General features: G+C 71.8%; 24 protein-coding genes and 1 tRNA gene. 2 read left to right on the top strand and 23 right to left on the bottom strand.

Going from position 1 to position 25,393, the window contains the following annotated elements:
* Positions 1 to 51 precede the first annotated feature (51 nt).
* From QYM41_RS06615 to QYM41_RS06595, 5 genes are all read right to left on the bottom strand, one after another.
* Positions 52 to 762: an HAD family hydrolase gene (locus tag QYM41_RS06615; protein WP_368798958.1), complete on the bottom strand. Its 711-nt coding sequence runs from the start codon at positions 760 to 762 to the stop codon at positions 52 to 54.
* 134 nt (positions 763 to 896) lie between these two features.
* A complete protein-coding gene (locus QYM41_RS06610) occupies positions 897 to 2,492 on the bottom strand; it encodes a M28 family peptidase (protein ID WP_368798957.1) in 1,596 nt (531 codons plus the stop codon).
* A 281-nt stretch (positions 2,493 to 2,773) separates the two neighbouring features.
* The gene (locus QYM41_RS06605) at positions 2,774 to 4,222 is read right to left on the bottom strand and encodes a M28 family peptidase (protein ID WP_368798956.1); all 1,449 of its coding nucleotides are present in this window, start codon (positions 4,220 to 4,222) and stop codon (positions 2,774 to 2,776) included.
* Between the two features lie 373 nt (positions 4,223 to 4,595).
* On the bottom strand, positions 4,596 to 6,185 hold the full coding sequence (locus QYM41_RS06600; protein WP_368798955.1) for a M20/M25/M40 family metallo-hydrolase: 1,590 nt from the start codon (positions 6,183 to 6,185) through the stop codon (positions 4,596 to 4,598).
* Positions 6,186 to 6,358: 173 nt separating this feature from the next.
* The gene (locus QYM41_RS06595; protein ID WP_368798954.1) at positions 6,359 to 7,609 is read right to left on the bottom strand and encodes a M28 family peptidase; all 1,251 of its coding nucleotides are present in this window, start codon (positions 7,607 to 7,609) and stop codon (positions 6,359 to 6,361) included.
* Between the two features lie 233 nt (positions 7,610 to 7,842).
* Between QYM41_RS06595 and QYM41_RS06590 the strand changes: the two genes are divergently transcribed.
* A tRNA-Pro gene (locus QYM41_RS06590) sits at positions 7,843 to 7,919 on the top strand.
* A 170-nt stretch (positions 7,920 to 8,089) separates the two neighbouring features.
* Here QYM41_RS06590 and QYM41_RS06585 read toward each other — a convergent pair.
* The 11 genes from QYM41_RS06585 to QYM41_RS06535 all read right to left on the bottom strand — a co-directional run bounded on the left by QYM41_RS06585 (position 8,090) and on the right by QYM41_RS06535 (position 17,991).
* On the bottom strand, positions 8,090 to 8,965 hold the full coding sequence (locus tag QYM41_RS06585; protein ID WP_368798953.1) for a type II secretion system F family protein: 876 nt from the start codon (positions 8,963 to 8,965) through the stop codon (positions 8,090 to 8,092).
* A 36-nt stretch (positions 8,966 to 9,001) separates the two neighbouring features.
* The gene (locus tag QYM41_RS06580) at positions 9,002 to 9,901 is read right to left on the bottom strand and encodes a type II secretion system F family protein (protein ID WP_368798952.1); all 900 of its coding nucleotides are present in this window, start codon (positions 9,899 to 9,901) and stop codon (positions 9,002 to 9,004) included.
* Between the two features lie 38 nt (positions 9,902 to 9,939).
* A complete protein-coding gene (locus QYM41_RS06575; protein WP_438612557.1) occupies positions 9,940 to 11,391 on the bottom strand; it encodes a TadA family conjugal transfer-associated ATPase in 1,452 nt (483 codons plus the stop codon).
* The gene (locus tag QYM41_RS06570) at positions 11,388 to 12,599 is read right to left on the bottom strand and encodes a CpaE/TadZ family protein (RefSeq protein ID WP_368798950.1); all 1,212 of its coding nucleotides are present in this window, start codon (positions 12,597 to 12,599) and stop codon (positions 11,388 to 11,390) included. Before QYM41_RS06570 ends, QYM41_RS06575 begins: the two co-directional genes overlap by 4 nt.
* A complete protein-coding gene (cpaB, locus tag QYM41_RS06565; protein WP_368798949.1) occupies positions 12,596 to 13,333 on the bottom strand; it encodes a Flp pilus assembly protein CpaB in 738 nt (245 codons plus the stop codon). The genes QYM41_RS06570 and cpaB overlap by 4 nt, the downstream gene beginning before the upstream one ends.
* Before the next feature lie 11 nt (positions 13,334 to 13,344).
* The gene (locus tag QYM41_RS06560; protein ID WP_368798948.1) at positions 13,345 to 14,259 is read right to left on the bottom strand and encodes a pilus assembly protein TadG-related protein; all 915 of its coding nucleotides are present in this window, start codon (positions 14,257 to 14,259) and stop codon (positions 13,345 to 13,347) included.
* 38 nt (positions 14,260 to 14,297) lie between these two features.
* Positions 14,298 to 14,678, bottom strand: a complete 381-nt coding sequence (locus QYM41_RS06555; RefSeq protein ID WP_368798947.1) for a TadE/TadG family type IV pilus assembly protein — start codon at positions 14,676 to 14,678, stop codon at positions 14,298 to 14,300.
* A gap of 73 nt (positions 14,679 to 14,751) precedes the next feature.
* The gene (locus QYM41_RS06550; RefSeq protein ID WP_368798946.1) at positions 14,752 to 14,949 is read right to left on the bottom strand and encodes a Flp family type IVb pilin; all 198 of its coding nucleotides are present in this window, start codon (positions 14,947 to 14,949) and stop codon (positions 14,752 to 14,754) included.
* A gap of 242 nt (positions 14,950 to 15,191) precedes the next feature.
* Positions 15,192 to 15,911 (bottom strand): prepilin peptidase, encoded by a 720-nt coding sequence (locus QYM41_RS06545; protein ID WP_368799145.1) that lies wholly within the window; start codon positions 15,909 to 15,911, stop codon positions 15,192 to 15,194.
* Positions 15,912 to 16,131: 220 nt separating this feature from the next.
* Positions 16,132 to 17,322, bottom strand: a complete 1,191-nt coding sequence (locus QYM41_RS06540) for a glycosyltransferase (RefSeq protein ID WP_368798945.1) — start codon at positions 17,320 to 17,322, stop codon at positions 16,132 to 16,134.
* Positions 17,323 to 17,436: 114 nt separating this feature from the next.
* Complete coding sequence (locus QYM41_RS06535; protein WP_368798944.1) at positions 17,437 to 17,991, bottom strand: CGNR zinc finger domain-containing protein; 555 nt, start codon at positions 17,989 to 17,991, stop codon at positions 17,437 to 17,439.
* Positions 17,992 to 18,105: 114 nt separating this feature from the next.
* Between QYM41_RS06535 and QYM41_RS06530 the strand changes: the two genes are divergently transcribed.
* Complete coding sequence (locus QYM41_RS06530) at positions 18,106 to 18,321, top strand: hypothetical protein (protein ID WP_368798943.1); 216 nt, start codon at positions 18,106 to 18,108, stop codon at positions 18,319 to 18,321.
* Between the two features lie 12 nt (positions 18,322 to 18,333).
* Here QYM41_RS06530 and QYM41_RS06525 read toward each other — a convergent pair whose 3' ends face one another.
* From QYM41_RS06525 to QYM41_RS06495, 7 genes are all read right to left on the bottom strand, one after another.
* A complete protein-coding gene (locus tag QYM41_RS06525) occupies positions 18,334 to 19,500 on the bottom strand; it encodes a thiolase family protein (RefSeq protein WP_368798942.1) in 1,167 nt (388 codons plus the stop codon).
* Positions 19,481 to 20,890, bottom strand: a complete 1,410-nt coding sequence (locus QYM41_RS06520) for a class I adenylate-forming enzyme family protein (RefSeq protein WP_368798941.1) — start codon at positions 20,888 to 20,890, stop codon at positions 19,481 to 19,483. Before QYM41_RS06520 ends, QYM41_RS06525 begins: the two co-directional genes overlap by 20 nt.
* A gap of 85 nt (positions 20,891 to 20,975) precedes the next feature.
* Positions 20,976 to 21,587 carry a biotin transporter BioY gene (locus QYM41_RS06515; RefSeq protein WP_368798940.1) on the bottom strand — a complete coding sequence of 204 codons (612 nt, stop codon included), beginning with the start codon at positions 21,585 to 21,587 and terminating at the stop codon, positions 20,976 to 20,978.
* 142 nt (positions 21,588 to 21,729) lie between these two features.
* Positions 21,730 to 22,506, bottom strand: coding sequence for an energy-coupling factor transporter transmembrane component T family protein (locus QYM41_RS06510; RefSeq protein WP_368798939.1), 777 nt, complete (start codon positions 22,504 to 22,506; stop codon positions 21,730 to 21,732).
* Positions 22,506 to 23,141 (bottom strand): energy-coupling factor ABC transporter ATP-binding protein, encoded by a 636-nt coding sequence (locus tag QYM41_RS06505; protein WP_368798938.1) that lies wholly within the window; start codon positions 23,139 to 23,141, stop codon positions 22,506 to 22,508. Before QYM41_RS06505 ends, QYM41_RS06510 begins: the two co-directional genes overlap by 1 nt.
* Before the next feature lie 214 nt (positions 23,142 to 23,355).
* Positions 23,356 to 23,697 (bottom strand): CHY zinc finger protein, encoded by a 342-nt coding sequence (locus QYM41_RS06500; protein ID WP_368798937.1) that lies wholly within the window; start codon positions 23,695 to 23,697, stop codon positions 23,356 to 23,358.
* Between the two features lie 58 nt (positions 23,698 to 23,755).
* Positions 23,756 to 25,393 (bottom strand): hydroxymethylglutaryl-CoA lyase-like TIM-barrel protein (locus QYM41_RS06495; protein ID WP_368798936.1); only part of this gene is annotated, 1,638 nt, incomplete at its 5' end.

Raw genomic sequence — 25,393 nt, 5'->3', positions numbered from 1 at the left:
TCCGTAGGAGTGGCGCACGGCGTCGTCCGGCCGGGCGGCGAGGAGGGTCGTTCAGCGCGCGGGCGCGAGCCGGCCCAGGGGGCTGTTCTCGAAGTCGTCCAGCAGGGCCTGCGGGTCCGCGTAGACGGCCACGGCACCGGCCTCGCGCAGCTCGGACTCGCTGATCCCGCCGCTCGTCACGCACACCGCGTCGAGGCCGAGCTTCCACGCGGACTCGACGTCCCAGCGGGCGTCCCCCACCACGATCGCGTCCTCGGGGCGCAGGTTCCCGGCCTCCAGCGCCGCGGCGAAGATGTCCGGGTGGGGCTTGCTGCGCTCGGCGTCGGTGGCGGTCGTGACCGCGGTCAGCAGGTCGTCCGAGCCGAGGGCCTCCCGCATGGCGGCCACCTCGGTGACGTTCGACGACGATGCCAGCACCACCACGAGCCCGGCGTCGGAGCAGCGGCGCAGCAGCTCCGCGGCGCCCCGGGTGGCCTTGAGCCCCGGCCAGTGCACGGAGAACAGGGCGCCGTGGGCGGCGCCGATGGCGTCGTCCCCGTCCCGGTCCCGATCGGCGGGCAGCAGCTCGTCGATCAGCTGCTCCGATCCCATACCGATGAGCCGGTGGATGCGGTGCATGGGGACGTCGTGACCGGCCTGGTTGAAGGCGTGCCACCAGGCGACGGTGTGCAGGTAGCTCGAGTCGATGAGGGTGCCGTCGACGTCGAACAGGACACCGCGCCGGGTCGGCGCGGCGGGATCGGGGGTCCGGGGAGCAGTCATGACCCCACCCTTCCACCCGGTGCCCGGGGGATCAATCGATCGCGGACTGCCGGCGCGGAGGATGATCCCCGGCCGGGTCCGTCCTCCTGCCGGCCCCGTCCCTGCTCCCGCGCGCCGGTCCTGCGGCCGGCCCCTCAGCGCGCCGCCGGCTCAGCGGCGGCGCTGCGCGGGCCGTCGCCCTGGTCCACGGTCGCGGGACCGAGCGGGAGCTCGGTGCTCCCCGGCTGCCCGGCCTCCTGCGCGTCGTCGAGATCCTGGGTGGAGGCCGCGAAGCGCAGCACCACGGCGGCCGCCGCGTCGGTCATCTCGCGCAGCCCCTGGAGGTCGACGTTGGCGAGGTCGTCGCACGCGCCGTGGTAGCAGAAGTCGTAGGCGACACCGGCCCGGCCGCCGAACAGCGCGGCCTGCTCCGCCGTCTTGATCCCCTCGGCGCCCGTGAAGAGCCCGCCCGAGGGGATGCCCTCGGCGATGAACGGCCCGTAGTCGCTGCGGCCGCTGAACTCGGTCTCGCCGGAGGCCAGGCCCACGGAGCCGAAGTGCTCGTGGAAGGCCGCCTCGATCGCCGCCGAGCCCGCCGGGGCCGTCACCGGGCCCTCGGGGCCCTGCACCGGCGGGAACGCGGAGTGGTCGCCGTCGTAGACGAAGCGGCCGTAGTTCGGGGAGCCGATCATGTCGAAGTTCAGGTACAGCGCGACGTCCTCGAGCGCCCCGGGATCCCGGGCCTTGAGGTCGGCGACGTAGTGCTGGGAGCCGCGCAGGCCGAACTCCTCCGCCCCCCACCACGCGAAGCGCACCCGGTTGGCGGTCTCCGTGTCCGCAAGGGCCTCGGCGACGGCCAGGATCCCCGCGGAGCCCGAGCCGTTGTCGTTGATCCCCGCGCCCTCGAGCACGCTGTCCAGGTGGGCGCCGACCATCACCGTGTTCCCGGGGTCGCCCGTGCGCGTCTCGGCGAGGACGTTGACGGTCCGGCGGTTCTCGGACACCGTCTGCGCCGTCACGGTCACCTCGCCCCCGCCCAGCAACGCGGTGCCGACGGCGTGGCTGAGGCCCACCACGGGAAGGGTGGTGGCGCCGGGCTCTCCCAGCGTTCCGGCGACCACGCCCTCCTCCCCGGGCAGACCGGTGTTGAAGATCAGCACGGCGGACGCGCCGGCCGCCTGCGCGTTGGCCGCCTTCACCGCGAAGGTGCACGTGCCGCGCTGGAGCAGCGCGATGTTCCCCGCGGTGAAGCCGGCGAAGTCCTCCGTCTCGCAGCCGCTGGTGCTCGCCTCCCGGGCGCCGGTGGTGTCCACGGCCTGGACCGGTGCGGTCACCGTGCCGGAGCCGGAGTAGACCATCACGGCCGCCTCCTCGGCGGTCAGGGTCCGGGGGACCCCGCCGGGGCCGGACACGGCGACGGTCGCGGGCACGACCTCCTGGAAGAACGGGAACGTGAACTCCTGGACCCGCGGGGCGTAGCCGGCGGCCCGGAGCCGGCCGAGCACGTAGTCCGCGCTGCCCCGGTAGCCGGGCGTGCCGGAGGCCCGGTTGCCGCCGTTGGCGTGGGCGACGGCCTGGAACACCTCGAGGTGCTCCAGCACCCGCTCCGGCGGCACGGCCACGGCGGTCCCGGCCGCCGCCCCGGCGTCGTCGATCCCCGGCGGGGCCGCCACGGCGCCCGGCGCGGAGAACGCCAGGGTGCCGGCCAGGGCCGCGGCCACGGTCCAACGGCGGGGTGTGCGGTACGGCATGGGTCCTCCCGGGGCCGGGGGCCGATCGGGGGCTCGACCGTGTCCGTCATCGGCTCCACCGGACGGGTGGAGCTCTGCGCACAGAATCTCAGCTCCAGGTCAGAGGCACAATGACCGGACGGATTGTGGCGAGATCATCGACTCCGGCCCGGCGGCCCCGCCGCGCCGGCGCCATGGTGGCGGCGTCGTCGGAATGGCGTCGCCGGGAGGGTGTCGCTGGGACGGTGTCGCTGTGCCTGTGCCTGTGCCTGTGCCGGGGCGCCGGTGCCGCGGCGCTCGCCTCACTGCGCCTGCCGGTCCTCGGCGGCGTTGCCGGGGCCGTGGCCCTGGTCGACCGCGGCAGCCGGAATGGCCCCCACAGCGCTGCGCATCCGCCGCCCCACCTCCTCGAGGTCCTCCAGGGAGGAGCCGGCGAAGCGCCGGACCACGGCGGAGGCCGCAGCGGTCATCTCGTCGAGCGTCCGGAGGTCGATGTTGCTGAGGTCGTCGCACGCCGCGTGGTAGCAGAAGTCGTAGCCGATCCCGGCCCGGCCGCCGAACAGCGCGGCCTGCTCCACGGTCTTGATCCCCTCGGCGCCCGTGAACAGCCCGCCGGAGGGCACGCCCTCGGCGATGAAGGGGCCGTAGTCGCTGCGGCCGCTGAACTCGGTCTCGCCGGAGGCCAGCCCCACGGAGCCGAAATGCTCGTGGAAGGCCGCCTCGATCGCCGCCGATCCGGGCGGTGCGGGCACCGAGCCGTCCTCCGGGCCGAAGGCCGAGGCGTCGCCGTCGTAGACGAAGCGGCCGTGGTTCGGGGAGCCGATCATGTCGAAGTTCAGGTACAGCGCGATCGTCTCCAGCGTCCCGGGGTCGTTGGACTTCAGGTCCGTGACGTAGTGCCGGGACCCCAGCAGACCCAGCTCCTCGGCGCCCCACCAGGCGAAGCGGACGCGGTTGACGGTCTCCGTGTCCGCGAGCGCCTCGGCGACGGCCAGGATCCCCGCGGAGCCGGAGGCGTTGTCGTTGATCCCCGGCCCCTCCGGCACGCTGTCCAGGTGGGCGCCCACCATGACCGTGCTCCCGGGCTCGCCCGTGCTCGTCTCGGCGAGGACGTTGAAGGTCTCCCGGCTCTCCGAGACGGTCTGCGTGCTGACCGTCACCTCGCCCGCGCCCAGCAGCGCCCTGCCGGCGGCGTGGCTGAGGCCGACCACCGGGACGGTCACCCCACCCGGCTCACCGAGGGTGCCGGCGACCACGTCCTCCTCGCCGGGCAGGCCCGTGTTGAAGATCAGCACGGCGGACGCCCCGGCGGCCTGGGCGTGGGCGGCCTTCGTCCCGAAGGAGCACGTGCCCCGCTGCAGCAGCGCGATGTTCCCCGGCACGAATCCGGCGAAGTCCTCGGCCTGGCACCCGCTGGTGCTCGCCGCTGGCTCCCCGGTGGTCCCCACGGCCTGCACCGTGGCGGTCACGGTGCCGGAACCGGAGTACGTCATCACCGCCACGTCCTCCGCGGGCAGCGCCCGGCCGCCGGCGCTGACCGTGGCCGGGCCGAGCGCCTGGAAGAAGGGGAACGTGAACTCCTGGACCCGCGGGGCGTAGCCCGCGGCCCGCAGCCGGCCGACCACGTAGTCCACGCTGCCCCGGTAGCCGGACGTGCCCGAGGCCCGGTTGCCGTCGTTGGCGTTGGCGATGGCCTGGAACACCTCGAGGTGCTCCAGCACCTGGTTGGAGGGCACCTCTGCCGCGGTCACCGGGACCACCTCGGCGCGGTCGGCGCTGCGGCGGCCACGTCGTCGGGTGTCGGGGCGCCGGGGTGAGGGGCTCCGGGGCTCGGGGCACCGACGCTGCCGGCGCCGCTGCCGAAAGGACTGACGGACACCGTGGCGGCCGCGGGGGCCTCGGTCCGGTGGTGATGGGTGCGGTGGCGCATGGGGTCTCCCGGGGAAGGGGCCGTCCGGGAGCTCGTCCCGGACAGCGGCTCCACCGAGCTGATGGAGCGATGTGCACAGAATCCCAGGCGCCGCCCGGCGGCACAACGACCGGACGGATTGTGGCAGGGAACGGCCCCGCCCCCGGCGTGGACTGCCGGGGGCGGGGCCGTGGAGCACTCGTGCGCGGAGGCCGTCAGGCGGCCGCCTTGTCGTGGCCGTGCCCGTGGCCGCGACCGTGCTCGGAGTGCGGGCCGTGGCCGCGGTCCTTGCCCTGCGGGTGGCCGACGGCGCCCTTGCCCTTCTGCTGGTAGGGCCGGCCCTCGCCGTTGACGTCGTGCGTGGACATCGCGTACCGGAGCACGACGGCCGCGGCGGCGTCGGACATCTCCTCCATGCCCTGCAGGTTCACGTTGGAGATGTCGTCGCACGCGGAGTGGTAGCAGGAGTCGTAGGCGACACCGGCCTGGCCGCCGAACAGCGCGGCCTGCTCCTCGGTCTTCACGCCCTCGGCACCCGTGAACAGACCACCGGAGGGCACGCCGACCTCGATGAAGGGCCCGTAGTCACTGCGGCCGCTGAACTCCGTCTCGCCGGAGGTCAGCCCGGCCGAGGCGAAGTACTCGTGGAACGCCGCCTCGATGGCACCCGACCCCTCGGGGACGTTCGTGTCACCGGGGTCGAAGGCGGAGGCGTCGCCGTCGTAGACGAACCGGCCGTAGTTCGGGGAGCCGATCATGTCGAAGTTCAGGTACAGCGCGATGTCCTCGAGCGCCTGCGGATCGTTCGCCGCGAGGTCCTGGACGTAGTGCTCGGCGCCCAGCAGGCCGAGCTCCTCCGCGCCCCACCAGGCGAAGCGGACGTTGTTCTCGGTCTTCGTCTTGGCCATGGCCTCCGCGATGGCGAGGATGCCCGCCGACCCGGTGCCGTTGTCGCTGATGCCGGCGCCTTCGAGCACGCCGTCCAGGTGGGCGCCGACCACCACCGTGTTCCCGGGGTCGCCCGCGCCGGTCTCGGCGAGGACGTTGTAGGTGGTGCGGGTCGCCGAGACGGTGTCCGTGGCGACCGTGACCTCCTGGGCGTCGAGCAGGTCCACACCGGCCTGGTGGCTCAGCCCGACAGTCGGCAGGGAGGTCGCCTCCGGGGAGCCCAGGGTGCCGTTGAGGAGGCCTTCGCTGCCCGCGGCGCCGTTGTTGAAGATCAGCACGGCGCTCGCGCCGGCGGCCTCCGCGTTGGCGGCCTTCGTGGCGAAGGAACAGGCGCCGCGCTGGATCAGGGCGACGCTGCCCGGCACGAAGTCCGCGAAGTCCTCGGCCTCGCAGCCGCTGGTCGAGGTGCCCGCGGTGCCGTCGGTGTCCACGGCCTGCACCGGGGCGGTGACCGACCCGGTGCCGGAGTACGTCATCACGGCGACGTCCTCGGCGGCGAGCTGGACGCCGTCCGCGCTGACCGTGGCCGGGCTGACCTCCTGGAAGTACGGGAAGGTGAACTCCTGGACCTCCGGGGTGTAGCCGGCGGCCTGCAGCTTCTGGACGACGTAGTCGACGCTGGCCCGGTAGCCGGACGTGCCGGAGGCGCGGTTGCCGTCGTTGGCCTCCGCGATCGCCTGGAACGCGTTCAGGTGCTCCGTGAACTTCTGCTGGGAGACGGCCTGGGTGATCTTGTGGGTGGTGTTGTTGTTGCTGGTGTCGCGGGTGGGGGCTGCGACGGCACTGGTCGCCGTGAGAGTCAGGGCGCCGGCCAGGGCGGCCGCGGTGATCCAGTGACTGGGCGTGCGGACGGGCATGGAACCTCCAGGTGAGCGGCGGCCAGGAGGTGACCCGGCCGTGACGCGGTTCACAGTCATCGGGGGATGACTCGGATTTGCACATGCTCACAAATGGGTTACCGACCGGTCAATAACTTTTGTCCACTACTTGGTGGACAGGCGCCACGATGAGGCGCTCGCCGGTGCAGAGCTCACCGGCGCCGGCGGGCACGGCGCCGCGCCACCAGGCCGGCCGCCACGAGCATGGCGGCGACCACCCCCACCGCCAGCACCCAGGTGCGGCCCGAGCCCGGAGCCTCGAGCATCCCGCGGTCCGGCCATCCATCCGGGGGATGCAGGGGCGCCCCGTCCACGATCGCCGACGAGGCGAAGCCCAGGACCACCGCAGCCGTGGCGTCGCTCATCTGCTCCACGACCTGGAGGTCGACGTTGCCCAGGTCGTCGCAGGCAGAGTGGTAGCAGGGATCGTAGTCAACACCGGCCTCGCCCCCGTACCGGTCCGCCTGCCGCCGCGTCTTCTCGCCAGTGTCGCCGGTGAAGAGCCCGCCCACCGGGATCCCGGCCCCGGCGAACACGAGGTGGTCGCTCCCGTCGTCGAGCGGCACCTCCTCGACAGCCATCGCCACGGACTCGAAGTAGCCCGTGAACGCCACCTCGATGGCCTTCGATCCGGCCGGGGCCTCGACGGAGTCGTCGTGCCAGCCGCCCCCGGATGCGTCGCCGTCGTAGATGAAGCGCCCGTAGTTCGGGGAGCCGATCATGTCGAGGTTCAGATACAGCGCGATGTCGTCGAACGCCCCGGGATCGTTGGCCCGGAGGTCGGAGACGTAGTGGTCGGCGCCGTTGTAGTTGACCTCCTCGGCACCCCACCAGGCGAAGCGCACCCTGTTCCGCGTGTCGGTGCCGGCCAGGGCCTCGGCCACGGCGAGGACACCTGCGGCGCCGGAGCCGTTGTCGTTGAGACCGGGGCTCTCCGGCACGCTGTCCAGGTGCGCGCCGACCAGCACGGTGCTGGCCGGGTCCCCCGTGGCCGTGTCCGCCAGGACGTTGTACGTCACGCGGGGCTCCGCGGCCGGCCCCTCACCGTGGTCGTCGTCGTGGTCGTCGTCGTGGTCGTCGTGCTCCTCGTCGGAGGGGAACGTGAAGGCCTGCACCCGGGGGCGGTAGCCGGCGGCCCGGAGTCGCTCCACGACATGGTCGACGCTCGCCCCGTAGCCGGCGGTTCCGGCGGCGCGGTTGCCGCCGTGGGCGTCCGCGGCATCCTGGAACGCCCGCAGGTGGCCCTCCAGCTGCTCGGCGGTGACGGCCCGCGTGATCTCCTCCGTCGAGGCGGCGCCGTCGGTCCCGACCGGCAGGGCGATGACCGGGACGTCGGCCGGCAGGAAGAGGGCCACCGCCAGCACGGCCGGGGCGAGCCCTGTGCTGACTGCCCGTCGACGCACGATCCCTCCCCCGGGACATGGCACCGCGGACGCTCCGGACGGACGAATCTCCTGACGTCCGCCGCGGATCGGCAGTGCTGTGCGATCACACAAGCACAGGCCGGCGCCCCGGTCAATGGTCCGCAGGTCGCTCATGGCCGCGGTGCGACACGGCCGCGGGCGCCCGATTTCCCACGCGCAGGACCGGATGGCTATGATGGAGCAGTTGTTTCCGGTCGAGGCCGGATGCTTCACGGGATGTGGCGCAGCTTGGTAGCGCGCGTCGTTCGGGACGACGAGGTCGCAGGTTCAAATCCTGTCATCCCGACCATGTGATGTCTCAGGACATCGGCAAGGCTCGAACCCACGGATGTGGGTTCGAGCCTTTGTCATGCTTGTGTGCCATGTCCGGTCGGGCCGACGGACGGCGGCACAGGCGACGGCCGACCTGCGGAGCGGAGCACCAAGCCGCAGCCCCGCTCCGCAGGTCGGCGGCCGGCGTCAGAACTGCTTCATGGCGGTGAGCACCACAGGCCCCATGATCATCAGCAGCAGGACCGGCAGGATCAGCAGCATCAGCGGCACGGTGATCTTCACCGGGATCTTCATGGCCTGCTCCTCGGCCCGCTGCCGTCGCTTGAGGCGCATCTCGTTGGCCTGTGTCCGCAGCACGGAACTGATCGAGATGCCGTAGGCGTCCGCTTGCACCACGGCGCGAGTGAAGCTGCGCAGATCCGGGACGTTGGTCCGCTCCTCGAGCGCGAGGTAAGCATCCTTGCGGGGGACGCCCACCCGCATGTCGCCGAGGGTGCGCTGCAGTTCCTCGGCCAGCGGGCCTTTGCCGTTCTCGCCTGCTCGCGACATTGCCGACTCGAAGCCGAGTCCGGCCTCGACAGCGATCAGCATCTGGTCCAGCGTATCGGGCAGCTCCAGTCCGATCGCCCGCTGGCGCTCGATGCCGCGGCTGTACAGGAGCAGATCCGGAACGAAGTAGGCCACCGCTGTGACCACGAGGACGAGAGCGAACATCCTCCCGCTGGCGTTGCCGGCGAGGAGTAGCACCCCCAACCCCAGTCCGGCACCGGCCAGAAGCGGTTTGGCAGCGAGCAGTCTGGACAGAGGCCATGCCGCCGGGCGGCCGGCAAACGCGTGCAGACGATCGAGCCGAGCCACGCCCTTCGCCGTCGTCAGACGGCGCAGACTGCTGCTTGACGTGCGGATCGGCGTTCCTGCAGCGGCGACTTCCACACTGAGACCGCGCGACAGGTTGTTCCGCACCTGACGCGCGGAGGCGCCTGCGGTGCTGAACACGGCCCACAGCGCCAGAGCCAGTGCCGCGCCGAAGGCCACGGCGGCAATGGTAAGTGTCGATGCCACGGTAATTCTCCTGGGTTCAGGTCGAGGCGGAGGGGATCAGAACTTGAAGCTGACGATCTTGCGCATCCAGAGGGCCCCCACGGTCAGCATGGACACGGCAAGGAAGAGAATCCCGTAGCCGATGATGCTCTCGAACAGAGGCTGGATGAACGCAGGATTCATCACGGTCATGATTCCCGGAACGATGATGGGAAGTGCGATCAGGATGTACGCGGACATCTTCCCTTCAGCGCTCAAGGATTTGACCTGGCGGCGGATCTGGTTCCGTTCCCGGATGGTCTGTCCGACCTGGTCCAGGACCTCGGCGAGGTCACCGCCCACTTCTCGGTGGATGCCGATGGCCTGGGACACCCAGCTGAAGTCCTCGTTGGCCATCCGTTCCGCCGTCTCGTCGAGAGCGCTGTTGAGGTCGCGGCCGAGACGGGTCTGGTTGACCACGCGTGCCAGCTCCTCGCTCGTCGGCGCCTGGGCCTCGCGCGAGACGGCGTCAACGGCGCGCAGGAGGCTGTGCCCGGCACGCAGGCTGCCCGCGAACAGTTGGAGGGTGTCGTCGAGCTGATCGGCGAACTCCCGCCGACGTTTCCCGACGGCCAGCGTGAGGAACAACTTTCCGCCGACCGGCGCCAGGATGAGCAGCAGCAGCCCCAGGACAGGTCCGCCGACCAGAAAACCGAGGATGGCGAAGACCAGGCCAGCTGTGCCGACCAGCACCAGGAAGTCGGCCGGTGACAGCCGCAGCCCGGCCCGGTCCAGGGCATCGGTGATGGAACGAGTCCAGCCATGGCGGTTCAATGTGTCGGCGATCGCATTCGTGGTGATACCGGTGACCCGGCTGAGCACGGAGGGTGGGGCCTCATCGAGACGAGGTGGCCGTCGCCGGTCCACCGGGAGTCGCGGCGTGGACGAGCTGAAGGTGATGAACAGCAGCAACAGCAACGCCAGAAGGCATAGCAAGGTTCCAAGAGCGCCGGCCATCATCGCCCCCGTCCGGGTGCCGACGCCTCGCCAGGCATCTCGAAGACCTTGGGCGAGACGTGGATGCCCAGGTCCTCGAACCGGTCCACGAACCGAGGACGCACTCCGGTGGGGATCGCCTTGCCCAGGAATCGGCCGTTGGAATCCACGCCGGCGCTGTAGTCGAAGACGAAGGCATCCTGAAGGGTCACGATCTCCCCCTCCATGCCCTGGACCTCGGTGATGTGGGTGACGCGCCGGGTGCCGTCGCGCAGGCGCGTCAGCTGGACGACGACGTCGATGGCCGAGGCGATCTGCTCCCTCACGGCGCGCAGGGGAAGGTCCATGCCGGCCATGAGCACGAGGGTCTCGAGACGGGCGATGACGTCGCGCGGCGAGTTCGCGTGGATGGTGGACAGCGACCCGTCGTGACCGGTGTTCATGGCCTGCAGCATGTCGAGGGCCTCGCCGCCGCGGCACTCGCCCACGACGATGCGGTCCGGGCGCATGCGCAACGAGTTCTTGACGAGGTCGCGAATGGTGATCTCGCCCTTGCCCTCGATGTTCGCCGGGCGGCTCTCCAGGCGCACCACATGCTCCTGCTGGAGCTGGAGCTCGACGGCGTCCTCGATGGTGATGATCCGCTCGTCGTGCGGGATGAACGAGGACATCACGTTGAGCAGGGTCGTCTTGCCGGTGCCGGTTCCGCCGGAGATGAGGATGTTCAGGTGCGCCTTGACGCAGGCGTTGAGCAGCTCCGCCATCTCCGGCGACATCGACCCGAACTTGACCAGGTCCGCGACCTTGAGCGGGTCCGCGGCGAACTTGCGGATGGTGAGCGAGGACCCGTTGACCGCCAGCGGAGGAATCACGGCGTTGACGCGGGAGCCGTCCTCGAGCCGGGCGTCCACGAGCGGTGAGGACTCGTCGATGCGGCGGCCCACCTTCGAGACGATCTTCTCGATCACCTGGCGCAGATGTTCCTCCGACTTGAACTGGGCGTTGCTGAGACCGACCCGGCCGCCCTGTTCGATGAAGATGTGATCCGGGCCGTTGACCATGATCTCGGTCACGGACTCGTCGTCCAGGAACCGCTGCAGCGGTCCGAAGCCGAGGACGTCGTCGCTGATCTCCCGGACGAGGCGCTGGCGTTCCTCGACGGTGAGCGGCACCTGCTCGGCGTCGACGATCTGGGTCAGTTCCTCGCGGGCGTAGACCTGCAGGGAGGCTTCGGTCAGGCCGGAGTCGTTGAGCCGGCTGCCGATCCGCTCGAACAGCGCTTCGGCCACGCGGTCCTTGAGCGCACCGAGAGCATCGGAGGCTGGGGCCACCGAGACGGGAGCGGAGTGGGCCTCCACGACGAACGTGGGGGTGAAGTCCTCCCCCACCGTGTCGTCGGCGGTCGGCGCGGGTTCGGCGACCGGAGGGGCAGCCACGCCGCGGGCCGCATCGAGGCGTTGTGAGAGCTTCACTGGAGCACCGCCCGTCGGTGCACGGCCTTGCGAGGCGCTGTGGAGTGGGCGGGATCGAAGCGCCTCACCAGCTGGTTCAGGGCCTTCGCGGCCTTGTCCCGCGACGCCTCCTGGAGGATCGGCTCCCCCTTGTTGGTGGAGTAGGTCACGGCCTTGGAGCGGGGAACCACCACGTCCACCGGCGTCCGGACGGTGGACTCGATGTCCTGGACGCTCAGCCCGCTGGCACGGTCGGCCATGTTCACCACGATGTGCCGGGAGCCGGGCAGCATCTGCAGCTCGGTGAGGACATCGATCTCCTTGCGGAGCCCGCGCACACCGGGCACGTCCATACCGGAGATGAACACCACGTCGGTCGCCGCCTCCAGAGCTGCCAGGGTGTGCTCACCCAGGCCCGGGGCGGTATCCACCACGACGAACTGGAACTCGCTGGCCAGTTGCTCCAGCATGTGCCCGATCTGGCCCGCATTGATGAGGTCCGCTTCGGCCGGCGACTCCGGGGTGCAGAGGGCGTAGATCGACGTGGGATGGACGCTGAGGAACGCCTTGAGGACCATCGTGTCCTGGGCGGCGGCGCCCGTCACGGCGTCCGTGAGCGTGTGCTCGGGGGTCAGGTTGAGCACCGCGGCGACGTCGCCGAACTGCACGTCCAGGTCCACCAGGACCGTCGACATGGGCGCGAGCTTCCCGAGGCCGACCGCCAGATTGGTGGCCACGGTGGTCTTGCCGACACCGCCCTTGGGAGAGGTCACCGCGATGACGCGTCCGCCGAGGCGGGACGGAGCCGAGTCCAGGGACGGATCGGGGATCAGTCCGCGCCGCCGGCTGTCCGCGGAGTGGCAGGCGCGCTCGAGCAACACCCGGATGACGTCGGCGTCCGCCTGAGGCTCGAGGATGTCGCGAACCCCGGCTCGCATGGCCGCCAGCGCGAGCGTAGGATCCGCGTCCGCGACGAGGACCAGGCTGATCTCGGGGTGCTGGACGTCGAAGACGGACGCCAGACGCAGGGCATCGCTCGGGTCGACCCCGGGGCCCAGCAGCAGCACCGCAGGCAGCTCGCCGACCACCTTGCGCAGGAGCTCGTCGGGAGTGTCCGGGACCTGGGTGTTGTAGACCGTCTGCACCGACCCCGGGATCCGGCCGGCGATGGCCGTCTGCACGCGCTGCTCGAACGTCACGTCCGAGGTGACGAGTAGGAATCTGCTCATTTGAAGAAGTCCTCCATGCTGGCTCCGGCGTCGTTCCACTTCGCGTCCACCGGCTGGTTCGACAGCCAGATCCTGCCGAACTCCGCTGCGAAGACGGTCTTCTCGGCATCGGCCGCGTCCTGGGCGAGGGTGACGAGCATCGCCCCCTCTGGGACAGGAGGCGCACCGGTGGTGGCCTCTTCCTCACCGCTCGCCTCGGCTGCGGCCGGTGCGCCCTGGACACTGGTGACCAGGACCCGATGGAAGACCAGCTCCGTGGCTGGCTTGTCGCCGGGCCCCTCGTCGAAGGACGCGAAGATCCCGACGAAGTCGCCGGCCTTGACCTGACCGCCGACCACACGGTCGGCGCTGACCTGGATGGTGACCTCCTGGAGCTCCTTGGGCACCGCCACGCGGCCCGGCTCCTGGAGGGAGTTGAGGGTGACGAGACGGCTGCCCAGCAGCTGCTCGCCCGGCCGGAGCTCGACGGCAGTGACACGGCCCTCGAACTCGGAGAGGTCGGTCACGGCATCCTCGGCGAGAGCGGAGACCGGAAGTGTCTGCTTGCGCAGGTGCTCGGACAGGTCCTCGACAGGCGTCTCGGCCCGCACCTCGGTCTCGACCACGAGCACCTCCTTGGTCTCCGTGCCCTCCAGGGCACGGGCATCGGCGGCCTGGACGTATCCGGTGACGAGCACCGTGCCGACCACGGCGAGGAGTGCGGCCACAACGGCGGCAATGACACGTACTTTCACGGGCGTACTTTCTACTCGGTCAACGAGACGACGGTGGCGCCCAGATTCGGGCCGCCAAGGGTGAAGCCCTCTTCGAGGGAGGCAAATCGCACGAACTCGCCGATGATCCCGTTGCAGCTGCCGACACACTTGGGACCGGCAGCGGTGTTGTTGTTCACTTCATTGCCGGGGAAGCGCCAGCCGTAGATCTTGAACGCCGCCCACCCGGTGAGCCGGTAGGAGGCGCCGGACCCGGTACCGGTCTTGTCGCCGTAGACAGGCAACAGCACGGTCTCTCCGACGAGCGACGGCACCAACACGCTGGAACAGGCACTGGGAGCGCTGGCCCCAGGGCTGCTCGGCACCCAGGTACTGATGCTGTACTCCACGGAGCACGTGGTGCTGGTGGAACCAGCGAGCCAGGAGAAGCCACCGGGAAGCGTGGCGCCCGACGGACTGGTGCTCGTACAGGTCGGAGCACCCGAACTACCGTGTGTCTCGATGACCTGGCGGACGCCGCTGAGATTGAACACGCACGGGGCGAAGGCGAGTGGCAGCACCGCCGGCCCTCCGGCAGGACTGCCCCAGGCAGCCGTCGACGTGGCCGACACCGTTTCTCGGTCGAACCCCAAGAGGGGTGCGAACGACAGCGCCAGTGAACCGGCCCCGCCGGCGTCCCGGGTCGTCGCCCGGACCCGGACCGATGTCGCGGTGGGGAACGTCGGGGTGTCGACATTGGCGGCGTTGTCCTTGGCATTCGAGTTCACGAAGGACTGCGCCGTCGTGGACGGGGTTCCGCAGCTGCCGGCCGCGCAGTTCTGTGCGATGGCCAGCGCAGCGGCGTCGCTCCCGTTCTGCAGCTCGGCGCGTTCGGCGTACAAGGCCCCCGCGTCGACGACGAGGGCAACAATGCCGAGCAGGACGACCAAGGACAGTGCGATCAGCACGGAGATTCCTCCACGCTCGCCTCGCCGCAACGTCGACGTCAGCCTCCGCATCGCATGGCCGCCGTTCCGCGAATGGTGACATCGGCCCCGAACAAGCCGGTGACCAGCGTGTGGTTGTGGCGAATGGTCACCGTGGCCGTGTTCCCGGCGGTGCAACTGCTGGGCGTGACCGTGATCTCCCCGTCGGTGAGGGCGGGGATCAAGGACGGTGCGGCAGCGATGGCCGTCGCTCGCGCAGCTCCTGGATCGTCCCGGATGGCCATGGTGCGGACGGCTTCCCGGGCAGCGTGGGTCACCGAGATCTGTGAGTTGAAGGCGAATCCCATCTCCACGATCCCCAGAAGTATGGTCAGGAGCAGTGGAATAGCGAGCGCGAACTCGACGGCCACTGCCCCTCGGTCGGAACGGAAACGGCTCATGGTCCCCTCCTTCGAGCCGAAACGAACCGCGGCGCCCCCGCAGGGACGCCGCGGCGCATTGTGGGCCCTGATATCAGGGAAGCCGGGCGATGATGTTGCCCATCATGGTGGTGAAGGCCGGCCCCAGGAGAGCGATGGCCGTCACCAGGACAATGGCCACGAGCCCGATCAGCAGGCCGTACTCCACGGCGGTGGCACCCTTCTCCTCGCCGGTGAGGCGGGCCTTGGCGTCGCCGAAGATGGTCTGGAGGGTGATGAAGAGAGGCAGCATGGCAGGATCCTTCGATGAAAGGGATGATCGGAAAGGGTCGTCAGCTCTGTCGGTATTTGCCTTGCGGCTTCTCCCCGTACCGGGCTACTGACCTGTATGAAGATTAGGCTTTGCTCCCGCAAAGACACAAGCATTCAGATGCATGCACTTTGGGGGACGTCAAGAACGGACGTAATGCCTAGTGAGAGTCTGTATCGATCTGCATCTACCACGGTGCCGATGCCCTTGTCCCCCGAAGGGCGTCAGTACAGGCCCGGCAGCAGGTACTCCCGCGCCAGCAGTTCTCCCCAGACGACCGCCACGAGGGCGCCGGCGAGCATCGACGGACCGAACGGGACGTCGCTGCGCAGGCCCCCGCGGCGGGACGCCAGCACCACGATTCCCGCGACCATGCCGGCCACGGACGCTAGGACCGCACCGACGAAGAGGGCGCCCCATCCCTGGAAACCGAGGAACAGCCCCAGCACGGCGGCGAGCTTGACGTCCCCCATGCCCAGGCCGGCCGGTGAGACAAGCGCGAGGATGAGATAGAGCACGAACAGCAAGAGGGCGCCCAGCACCGCGCGCAGCAGCGCCCCCCAGGCGTTCTCCCCGGCCGCGGCGAGGGCGAGCAGCAGCACGCCGATGCCCAGCGCCGGCAGCACCACGGCGTTGGGCAGGAGGTGGTGGCGCAGGTCGATCACCGTGAGCACCACGGCGACCCCCGCGAGGAACAGGTACGCCGGCAGCTGCCAGCTGAGACCGAGGAACGCGGCCACGAGGACGAACAGGGCCGCCGTGACCACCACGAGCAGCGGACGGGACGGCGCCCGCACGGGCTCCTCCGCGGGGCTGTAGCGCAGAACGACCCGGGGCAGGACGGAGCCGATGACGGCGCCGGCCACCACGGCGCACAGCACCAGCCACAGTGGGGCGTGCCCCACGGTCTGCTCCACGTCCTCGTCCCTCCGTCCGGTGGACATCACGACCCGCGCCTGACGGGCGGTTGTCCCCCGATCGGGGGCGGTGTCCGGGACAGAGACTAGCCGAGAAGGTGAATTCCCCGACGCATCGGCAGGTCACCACGCATTTCGGAATTCACGGTGATCCGCATTTCGGGCAGGAGAGAAAACCGGCGTCGACTTTGTCCGGAAACGACGCAGAACGGCCGTCGATGAACAGCATCCTGCGCATTTGTCGAATTCAGAGCGCGGTGAGCACGGACAGCGCCGTCTCCAGGCCGCGCTCCGCCCGCACCGCACGGCCCACGCGCTCGGCGGCTGGACGGCACCCCAGGGCCTCGCCCATCGCCGGGGTGAGCCGCTCCGCCGTCAGCTTCTTCTGCGGGATCGGCGCGGCCGCGAGTCCGAGCCGGTGGAGCTGCCGGCCCCAGAACGGCTGGTCGGCCAGGAACGGCACCACCACGTGCGGGACGCCGGCGCGGGCCACGGCGTGCACGGTCCCGGCCCCGCCGTGATGGACGGCCAGCGCCGCGCCGGGCAGCACCGTGTCGAGCGGCAGGGAGGCCACCGTGAGCACGTCGTCGCCCCGGAGCTCGTCCGGCAGGGCGAGCCCGCCCCAGCCGGTGAGCATCAGCGTGCGCAGACCGTGGGCGCGGGCGCTCTCGACCACGGCCCTCCCCCGGGCCACCGGGTCCCCGGAGGCCATGGAGCCGAAGGTCGCCACCAGGAAGGGCCCGTCCCGCAGGAACGCGCGCACGGCGTCAGGAGGCTCCGGCACAGGAGCGCCGGAGTGCCACGACCCGGTGAGGTGAGCCGTGGCCGGCCAGTCGTCCGGGCGGGGCAGCAGCTGCGGGCTGATCGGCAGCAGCGTCGCCGCCGGGGCGGGGACGGACGCCGGGGCGCCGCCGGGCAGCGGCGCGCAGGCCCGTTCGATGTCGCGATGGAACATCCGTTCGGCAGCCCGGGCCACGGCGTAGGTGCGGCGGTTGAACCGGCCGAGGTCCCGGTTCACCACCCCGGGCGCCGGGAACTGCCGGGTGGGCGTGAGCACGGGAATGGCCTCGACCAGCACGGACGGCATGCCCAGGGCGTCCGCCACCAGCGGCGCCGTGAGCACCTTGGCGTGGTGGACCACCACGTCCGGCTCGTGGGCGAGCGTCTCGCGCACCGCGGCGGCCAGCATCCGGCGCATGCCGGGGCGGATCTCGGTGCGGAAGTGCCGCACGGCCGTCCACGGGGAGATTCCGCGCTCCTGGACCAGCCGGTGGAAGTCGACCTCCAGGCCCACGGTGTCGAGCCCGGACAGGTCCACCCCGGAGTTCTCGGGCACACCCAGCCGGACCTCGTGCCCGTGCTCGGCGGCGCAGCGTGCGAGGGCGGCGAAGGGCTCCACGTCGCCGCGGGTGCCCGAGGTCAGCAGCATCATCCGCATGACCCCAGTGTGCTCCTCCCCTGCGCCGGGAGCAGCCCCGGCGCGGCGATCCGCCCGGAGAGAGGGCTCGTCGTCGTCGGTCTGCGCGCACGACGACGCACCCGCCGGTCCGGCTCAGGCCGCGTCGTCGTCCGGGCGGTCGTCCGTGTCGCCGGCCTGCCGCCGGCGGTAGGCCGTCATGTTGGTGCGGTTCGCGCAGCGCTGGCTGCAGAAGCGCTTGGAGCGGTTGCGGGAGAGGTCGAGGAGCACGCCGTCGCAGTCCTCGGCCCCGCACTCCCGCAGCCGGTCGGTCTCGTCGGCGCGGATCACGTCCACGAGGGCGAAGGCCGTCTCCAGGCGCAGGCGGGCGGCCAGAGGTGCATCCGAGGGCGAGGCGTGCAGGTGCCAGTCCTTCCCGTCGTGGCGCACCAGGTGCGGGGCGATCTCGGTGGTGTCGAGCACGGCGTTGACCGCGTCCACCATGGCGTCCCGGTCCAGGGCCCAGACCCGCCGCAGCTCGCCGCGGACCTGGCGCACCTCGTCCAGCTCGCGCTCGTCCCGGTCGAAGCGGCCCGTCCAGCCGTGCTCCTGGAGCAGGGTCTGCAGCTGCGCAGCGGTCACCAGCTCGTCCTCCCCGGAACGGGAGGCGCCCGGCGCGGTGTTCATCAGCGCCACGTCGGACTCGAGCACGTCTTCAGTGTCATAGGCAAAGTGCACTTGACTACTTATCCCTTCCACGACTAGCGTGAGTGTCATCAACAGTTTAGACCCTTACGCGACGATGGTCGCGAGAAGGAGTTCCTCATGGTCGGCGGACTCTACCTCCTGGCGCTGCTCTTCGTGTTCGCCACCGTGGGCCGGCAGTCCGTCCCGCGGCGGGAGCGCACGGAGCTGCGCAGCTGGACGCTGCGGGACGTGTACTACAACGTCCGGCGCGGCGTGAGCGTGCTCGGTGAGCACGGTCCCTCCTACCCGGCCCTGGACAGCGCGGAACCGCCGACGACGCAGCGGACGCGCTGAGCGGCGCTCCGGTCAGCGCCCGGTCTTCTGGAACAGGGCCGCGGTGCCGATGCCGCCGGCGGAGCTGATCATCGCCAGCACCAGGCTGCCGGTGGGCAGCCCCCGGGACCGGGCGAGCAGCCGCACCACGGACACCGCCCCGGAGGCGCCGTAGGCGTGGCCCAGGGCCAGGGCGCCGCCCTCGGCGTTGAGCACCTCCTCGTCGAGACCGAGCAGGTCGGTGCAGGCCAGCACCTGCCCGGCGAAGGCCTCGTTGAACTCGACCGCCGCCAGCGACGCCACGGGAACGTCCTGCTCCCGCAGCAGCCGCCGGGCGGCCACGGCCGCGCCGAGGCCCAGCCGCGCCGGATCCACTCCGGCCGTGACCGCACCGCGGAAGGCCAGTCCGTCCGGGACGCCGAGATCGCGCGCCGTGGCCGGGTCCGTCACCAGGACGGCCGCCGCGCCGTCGGCGTCACCGCACGAGTTCCCGGCCGTGACCGTCCCCCCTGCCGCGAACACGGGCGGGAAGCGCGCCAGCAGCCCGGCGGTGAGCGTCCGGCGCGGGCCGTTGTCGGCCCGTACCACGCCGCGCGGTCCGGTCACCGGCACCAGCTCGCCCTCGAAGGCACCGGCCTCCGCGGCGGCCAGCGCCCGCCGGTGGCTGCGCAGCGCGTAGGCGTCCTGGCGGGCCCGGTCGATCCCGTGCTCGCGGGCGACGGTCTCGGCGGCCTCCCCCATGTCCGGATCGCCCAGGTGCTCCGGGGCGAACCGGGCGCGGCGGTAGAGCTCGACCTCGCCGTCCTCCCGTCGTCGTCCGCGCAGCGGTGCGGTGCTGATGCTCTCCGCCCCGCCGGCGAGGAAGGCCTGCCCGGCCCCGGCCTGGGCGAGGCGGCAGGCCAGCACCACGGCGTCCAGGCCCGAGCCGCACTGCCGGTCCACGGTGATCCCCGGCACGGACAGCGGCAGACCCGCCTCGAGGGCGGCGAGCCGGGCGAGGTTGCCGCCGGCGCCCACGGCGTTGCCGACCACCACGTCTGCCAGCCGCTCCGGGTCCAGCCCGGAGTCCTCCACCAGGGCGCGGAGCACCGGGGCCATCAGCCGGTGGACGGGCACACCTGCGAGCAGGGTCCCGGCCCGGGCCAGCGGGGTGCGCCGGCCCAGGACCAGCACGGGGGCCTCAGCCGAGGGGACGGACACGGGAGTCTCCTTCGAGGATCCAGTCGCGCAGCAGCGCGCGGCTGGTCTTGCCGCTGCCGGTGAGGGGCAGCTCGTCCAGCGCCACGTACTGCTGGGGGCGCTTGGCCGGCGCCAGTCGCCCCTCCAGCCCGGCCCGGAGGCGCCGCCGGTCCGTCCCGCCGGGCGCGGGGAGGATCCCGGCCACGATCCGCTGACCGCGCTGGGCGTCGGGCAGACCGGCCACGACGGCGTCGGCCACGCCGGGGATCCCGGTCAGGGCGGCCTCGACCTCGTGCGGATAGACGTTGTGCCCGCCGGTGTTGATCATCTCCGCCGCCCTCCCGAGCACGTGCAGCTGCCCGTCGCGGAGGAAGCCCTGGTCCCGCACGGTGGTCATGCCGCCGAGCCGGCCGAGGGCCCGGCCGTCGTCGCCCCACAGGTAGCCGTCGCAGACCAGCTCAGAGCGGACACCGATGGTGCCCGTTGCGCCCTCGGGCACGGGGGTCCCGGTCCCGTCCAGCACGGTCACCTCCACGCCGGGAAACGCCGTCCCCACGGCGGTGCCGGAGCCCTCCGCGGGCTCCTCGGCCGGTTCGTCCGGGCGGTGGCAGCGGGCGGCGACGAAGCCGAGCTCGGCGGCGCCGTAGTACTCCCAGATCGCGGCGTCCGGCGCCCAGCGGCGGGCGGCGGCCAGCGTGGTGGGGTCCAGCTTCTGCCCGGCGCACACGATCGCCGTGATCCCCCTCGCGTCGATCCCGGCGGCGAGGCCGCGCTCGGCGAGCACGCGCAGCATCGTGGGCACGAGCACGAGCCGGGTGACGCCCCGGGCGGTGATCTCCCTGTGGGCGGCGGCGACGTCGAAGCGCGGCAGCGTGACGAAGGCCGCCCCCGCCCAGAGGCACTCGGAGAGGGCGTAGAGGTTCAGGCTCGCCGCGAGCGGGCCCGGGGCCAGCACCCGGTCCCCGGGGCGCAGGCCGAAGTGCGCGGCCGAGGCCGCGAAGGAGCTCTGCCAGGAGGCCCGGCTGCGGCCGAAGCCCTTGGGCACGGCGGTGGTCCCGGAGGTCAGCCCGATGAGGAACACCGCACCGGGGTCGCCGTCCTGCAACCGCGCCGGGGCGGGGGCGGTGGGCAGCCGTTCCGCGCAGCGCTGCTCCACGGGCCCGGCCACCTCCTCGGGCCAGGACGGGTCCAGGACGGCGCACACCCGGTCCTCGGCCACCCCGGCGGCCCAGCGGAGAACGAAGCCCGTGCCGTTGTCCTGCCGCAGGATCCCGGTGGGCTCACCCGAGGCCGCCAGGGCGGAGGCGCCGGCTCGCAGCTCGTCCCAGCGCAGCTCCTCGTGCCCGCAGGCGACGGCGAGCTCCCGCGGGCGCCCCTCGGCCCAGCGGGTCACACGGTCCAGGAAGGGCATGTCCTCCTCCTCGGGGGGAGTCCCACGCAGCGGGTGCGGGCCTGCGCAGTGAGCGGGGTGTCGCCGGCGGGATGCCGGCGGGGCCTCAGCGGGTGGTGGGCGTCCCGCCCAGGAGGCGGCGGTAGCTGCGGTGGACGTTGATCGCGGCCAGGGTCGCCACGACGGCCTTGAGCAGGTCCCCGGGAAGGAACACCAGCGTGCCCAGGGCGGAGGTGGACAGCGGCAGCCCGGTGACCACGGCCGTCCACGGGATGCCGAAGGCGTAGATCACCACGATGCCGCCCAGGACCACGCTCAGCAGCACCGCGGCGAAGCGGGCAGCGCGGCCGGCGCGCCGGATCGCCCAGTACTGCACCAGGGCCCCGATGACCAGGGCCGCAGGGATCCAGCCCACCAGGTAGCCGCCGGTCGGGCCCAGGAACACCCCGAGCCCGCCCCGGCCCCCGGCCAGCAGCGGCAGTCCGGCCAGCACCAGGGCGTGCAGGACGACGACGGAGAGCATCCCGCGCACCGGCCCGAGCAGGGCGCCGGCGAGCATGACGCCGAGGGTCTGCAGGGTGATGGGCACCGGGATGATCCCGACCGTGATCGGCGGCACCAGGCCGAGGGCCGCGATGAGGGCGGCGAAGACGGCCACCAGCACGGTGTTCTGGGTGGTCCGGGAGCTGTCGGTGGTCCGGGAGGTCATGGTGGTCATGGGGGTCCTTCGGTCGGGGACGAGCGGCTGGGCTCGATCAGGCGGGGCGGAGCGGAGGGGCGGAAACGGTCGGGCTGGATCCGTCGGGGTGGGACGGTCGGGCTGGATCCGTCGGGGTGGGACGGTCGGGGTCGGGCCAGGGTCAGTCCGTGGCGGCCCGGCGCGCGGCCCGTGGTGGGGGCGCGGAGTCGTAGCAGCGGGCGTCGAGGGCGGAGGCGATCTCCTGGGCCGACTCCAGGGTCCGCACCAGCAGGGGCACCAGCACGGCCACGGGGCTGTTGTGCAGGCCGCGGGCGAACTGGGCTTCGCGGACCTCGAGGTACTGGCCGCGGATGTGCGGGATGAACCGGATCGTCATCGACAGGGCCAGGCTCATCTGGGCCGGGTTCAGCCCGAGGCGCCGGGTCGGGGCCAGCAGCCGCTCGAACAGGGTGAGCATCTGGCCGAAGGTGGTGGACAGGCTCACCGCGTAGGCGAACAGGCAGAGGCTGAGCAGCCGCAGGGCCGAGACCGCCGCGGCCTCCCAGGTGGTGGTGAACCCCAGGGTGAGGAAGACGATCCCCACGATGAGCACCAGCCCCGCCAGCAGTCGCGCCAGCCGGGCCACCGGGGTGCGGGTCAGCACCGCGGCGACCACCGCCAGCACGAAGACCACGATCTGGACCCCCAGGTCCGTCACGGCGTAGATGCCGAGGCTGGCGGCGAACAGGACCGCGAACTTGTACCCGGCCGGGATCCGGGCCAGCACCCCCGTGGGCCCGGCTGCGCGGGTCCGCGCGCCGTGGGTCCGCGCGCCGTGGGTCCGCGCGCCGTGGGTCCGTGCGTCGTGGGTCCGTGCGTCGTGGGTCTGCGAGTGGGGGGTCCGCGCGCCGTGGGTCCGTGCGTCGTGGCCGGGCTCGTGCTGTCGCCTCGGCTCCATCAGTCGCTGATCCGGCAGTAGAACTCGACCGCCGGCCCCGGGGCGCCGTCGAAGGCGACGCGGCCCTCGTGCACCACCAGGACCCGGTCGTAGCCGCCGATCAGCTCGAGGTCGTGGGTCACCACGACCGCCCGCTGGTCGAGCTCGTCGATGGTGGCCTGCAGCCGGCGCCGGTTGCGCCGGTCGAGCATGGTGGTCGGCTCGTCGAAGACGATCGTGGACGGCTCCATCACCAGCACCGAGGCCAGGGCCACCAGCTGCTTCTCGCCCCCGGACAGGGCGTAGGACTCCCGCTCGCGCAGGTGGGAGATGCCCAGCCGTTCGAGGACCGCGTCCACCCTCGCGGTGAGCTCGGCCCCGCGCAGGCCCAGGTTCTTGGCCCCGAAGGCGAGGTCCTCGGCCACGAGCGGCATCACGATCTGGTTCTCCGGGTTCTGGAACACGAAGCCCACCTGCCGCCGGATGCGCTTGGCGTCGGTCGCGGTGGACAGCCCACCGACCTGCACGGTGCCCCGGGAGGGCAGCAGCAGTCCGTTGAGCAGGCGCACCAGGGTGGACTTGCCCGAGCCGTTGAGCCCGATCACCGCGATGCGCTGCTCGTCCAGGGACAGGTCGACGTCCCGGAGTACGTCCACGCCCTCCCTGGTCACCGTGACCCCTGACAGCCGGAGGCCCGGGGAAGCGGTCCCCAGCGGCGCCGCGGACTCGCCACGGCGAGACCGGTCCCGCAGCGGATGCTTGATCGACACCGTGAAAGCCTCCCTCTCCTCGTCGTGCTCACCGGCACGCGGACACCGCCGCGCCTGGCCCCAGTGCGTCCCGGAGGCGATGGCGCAGCCCCGGGACGTCTCAGTCCTGAGGTGCCGGCTCGAAGTACAGGTGGGCGTGCAGGGCGCACCCCGGGTTGAACCGCGCACTGCACCGCGGACAGACGTCCACCGCCAGGTACTCGCGCACGGTGAGCTCATGGGCGCAGACCCCGCAGAGCACGGCCGCGGCGTCGTGTTCCTCGACCGGCCACTGCTCCGCCGGGTGGCCGGCGGTCTCCTCGTGGCACAAGTGACAAGGATAGTACTCCCGGCAGCACCGGAACTTGATGGCGATCACGTCCAAGGGCGTGCGGTAGTGCACGCACCGCGTCTGCTCGTCGACGGGACGCCCCCGGATCTGCTGCATCGCGGTCCTTTCCATGACGCTCCATGACCCGCGGTCCGGTTCCTCCGGGGAGGAACCGGCCCGCGGTGCCGTGTCAGTTCCCGGTGGGGTCGAGGACGATCAGGAGGTCGCCTCCGGAGACCTGGGTGACGCCGGTGAGGGCGACCCGGGTGACGGTGCCTCCGGTGGGGGCGGTGATGGAGGCCTCCATCTTCATGGCCTCGATGGTCGCGACCTGCCCGCCGGGCTCCACGGTGTCGCCCTCGGCCACGGTCACGGTGACGGCCCCGGCGAACGGGGCGGCCACGTGACCGGGGTCCGAGGGGTCGGCCTTCTCCGTCTCGGGCACGGCCGAGGCGACCGAGGTGTCGCGGACCTCGATCATCCGGGGCTGGCCGTTGAGGGTGAGCATCACGGTGCGCATGCCCTTCTCGTCGGCCTCCGAGATCGCCTGCAGGGTCACCAGCAGGCGCACGCCCTTGCCGAGGGAGATCACGTGCTCGTGCTCGGTGGTCAGCCCGTAGAGGAAGTCGCGGGTGTGCAGCAGGGCGAGGTTGCCGTACTTGGCCCGTCCGGCCTCGTACTCGCGGGTAGGGCCGGGGAACAGCAGGCGGTTGAGCGTGGCCCGCCGGGTCGCGGAGTCCCCGTTGAGGGCCTCGGCGTCCTCGGGCGCCAGCTCGGTGACCCCGACCCGCACGTTGCGCCCTTCGAGCGCCTTGGAGCGGAAGGGCTCGGGCCACCCGCCCGGCGGGGTCCCCAGCTCACCGGCGAGGAAGCCGATCACGGACTCCGGGATGTCGAAGCGCTGCGGGTCGGCGGCGAACTCCGCCGGGTCCACGCCCATCCCCACCAGCTGCAGGGCGAGGTCGCCGACGACCTTGGAGGAGGGGGTGACCTTCACCAGCCTGCCCAGCATGGCGTTGGCGGCGGTGTACATGTCCTCGATGTCCTCGAACCGTTCGCCCAGGCCCAGCGCGATCGCCTGCTGGCGCAGGTTCGAGAGCTGACCCCCGGGGATCTCGTGCCGGTACACCCGCCCGGTCGGGGCGGTGAGCCCGGACTCGAACGGGGCGTACATCCGGCGGATGACCTCCCAGTAGGGCTCCATCGCCGAGATCGCCGCCAGCTCGATCCCGGTGTCCCTCTCGGTGTGGGCCAGGGCCGCCACCAGCGCCGAGGCGGGCACCTGGGAGGTGGTCCCGGCCATCGAGGCGTCGGCCACGTCCACCGCGTCCACCCCGGCCTCGATCGCGGCCATCAGCGTGGCCAGCTGCCCGCCGGCGGTATCATGGGTGTGCAGGTGCACCGGCAGCTCGAACCGCTCCCGCAGGGCGCTCACCAGCTTCGCTGCCGCACCCGGGCGCAGCAGCCCGGCCATGTCCTTGATCGCCAGCACGTGCGCCCCGGCGTCGACGCACTGCTGCGCGAGGTCCAGGTAGTAGTCCAGCGTGTACAGGTCCTCGGCGGGGTCCAGCAGGTCACCGGTGTAGCACAGGGCGACCTCGGCCACCGCGGTCCCCGTGGCGCGGACGGCCTCGATGGCCGGGGTCATCTGCTCCACGTCGTTGAGGGCGTCGAAGATCCGGAAGATGTCCACCCCGGTCGCGGCCGCCTCGGCCACGAACGCGTCGGTGACCTCGGTCGGATACGGGGTGTACCCGACGGTGTTGCGCCCGCGCAGCAGCATCTGGATCGGGATGTTCGGCATCGCCTCGCGCAGCAGTCGCAGCCG

It is taken from the genome of Kocuria oxytropis (assembly GCF_040981195.1).
In the GTDB taxonomy this organism is placed as follows: Bacteria; Actinomycetota; Actinomycetes; order Actinomycetales; family Micrococcaceae; genus Kocuria; species Kocuria oxytropis.
This window is presented reverse-complemented; position numbering and strand designations above follow the sequence as displayed.

Coding starts and splice junctions, on each gene's coding strand:
- QYM41_RS06615 (WP_368798958.1), bottom strand. CDS start 762: ATGACTGCTCCCCGGACCCCCGATCCCGCCGCGCCGACCCGGCGCGGT.
- QYM41_RS06610 (WP_368798957.1), bottom strand. CDS start 2,492: ATGCCGTACCGCACACCCCGCCGTTGGACCGTGGCCGCGGCCCTGGCC.
- QYM41_RS06600 (WP_368798955.1), bottom strand. CDS start 6,185: ATGCCCGTCCGCACGCCCAGTCACTGGATCACCGCGGCCGCCCTGGCC.
- QYM41_RS06570 (WP_368798950.1), bottom strand. CDS start 12,599: ATGAGCAGATTCCTACTCGTCACCTCGGACGTGACGTTCGAGCAGCGC.
- QYM41_RS06555 (WP_368798947.1), bottom strand. CDS start 14,678: ATGAGCCGTTTCCGTTCCGACCGAGGGGCAGTGGCCGTCGAGTTCGCG.
- QYM41_RS06550 (WP_368798946.1), bottom strand. CDS start 14,949: ATGCTGCCTCTCTTCATCACCCTCCAGACCATCTTCGGCGACGCCAAG.
- QYM41_RS06545 (WP_368799145.1), bottom strand. CDS start 15,911: ATGTCCACCGGACGGAGGGACGAGGACGTGGAGCAGACCGTGGGGCAC.
- QYM41_RS06540 (WP_368798945.1), bottom strand. CDS start 17,322: ATGCGGATGATGCTGCTGACCTCGGGCACCCGCGGCGACGTGGAGCCC.
- QYM41_RS06530 (WP_368798943.1), top strand. CDS start 18,106: ATGGTCGGCGGACTCTACCTCCTGGCGCTGCTCTTCGTGTTCGCCACC.
- QYM41_RS06520 (WP_368798941.1), bottom strand. CDS start 20,890: ATGCCCTTCCTGGACCGTGTGACCCGCTGGGCCGAGGGGCGCCCGCGG.
- QYM41_RS06515 (WP_368798940.1), bottom strand. CDS start 21,587: ATGACCACCATGACCTCCCGGACCACCGACAGCTCCCGGACCACCCAG.
- QYM41_RS06510 (WP_368798939.1), bottom strand. CDS start 22,506: ATGGAGCCGAGGCGACAGCACGAGCCCGGCCACGACGCACGGACCCAC.
- QYM41_RS06500 (WP_368798937.1), bottom strand. CDS start 23,697: ATGGAAAGGACCGCGATGCAGCAGATCCGGGGGCGTCCCGTCGACGAG.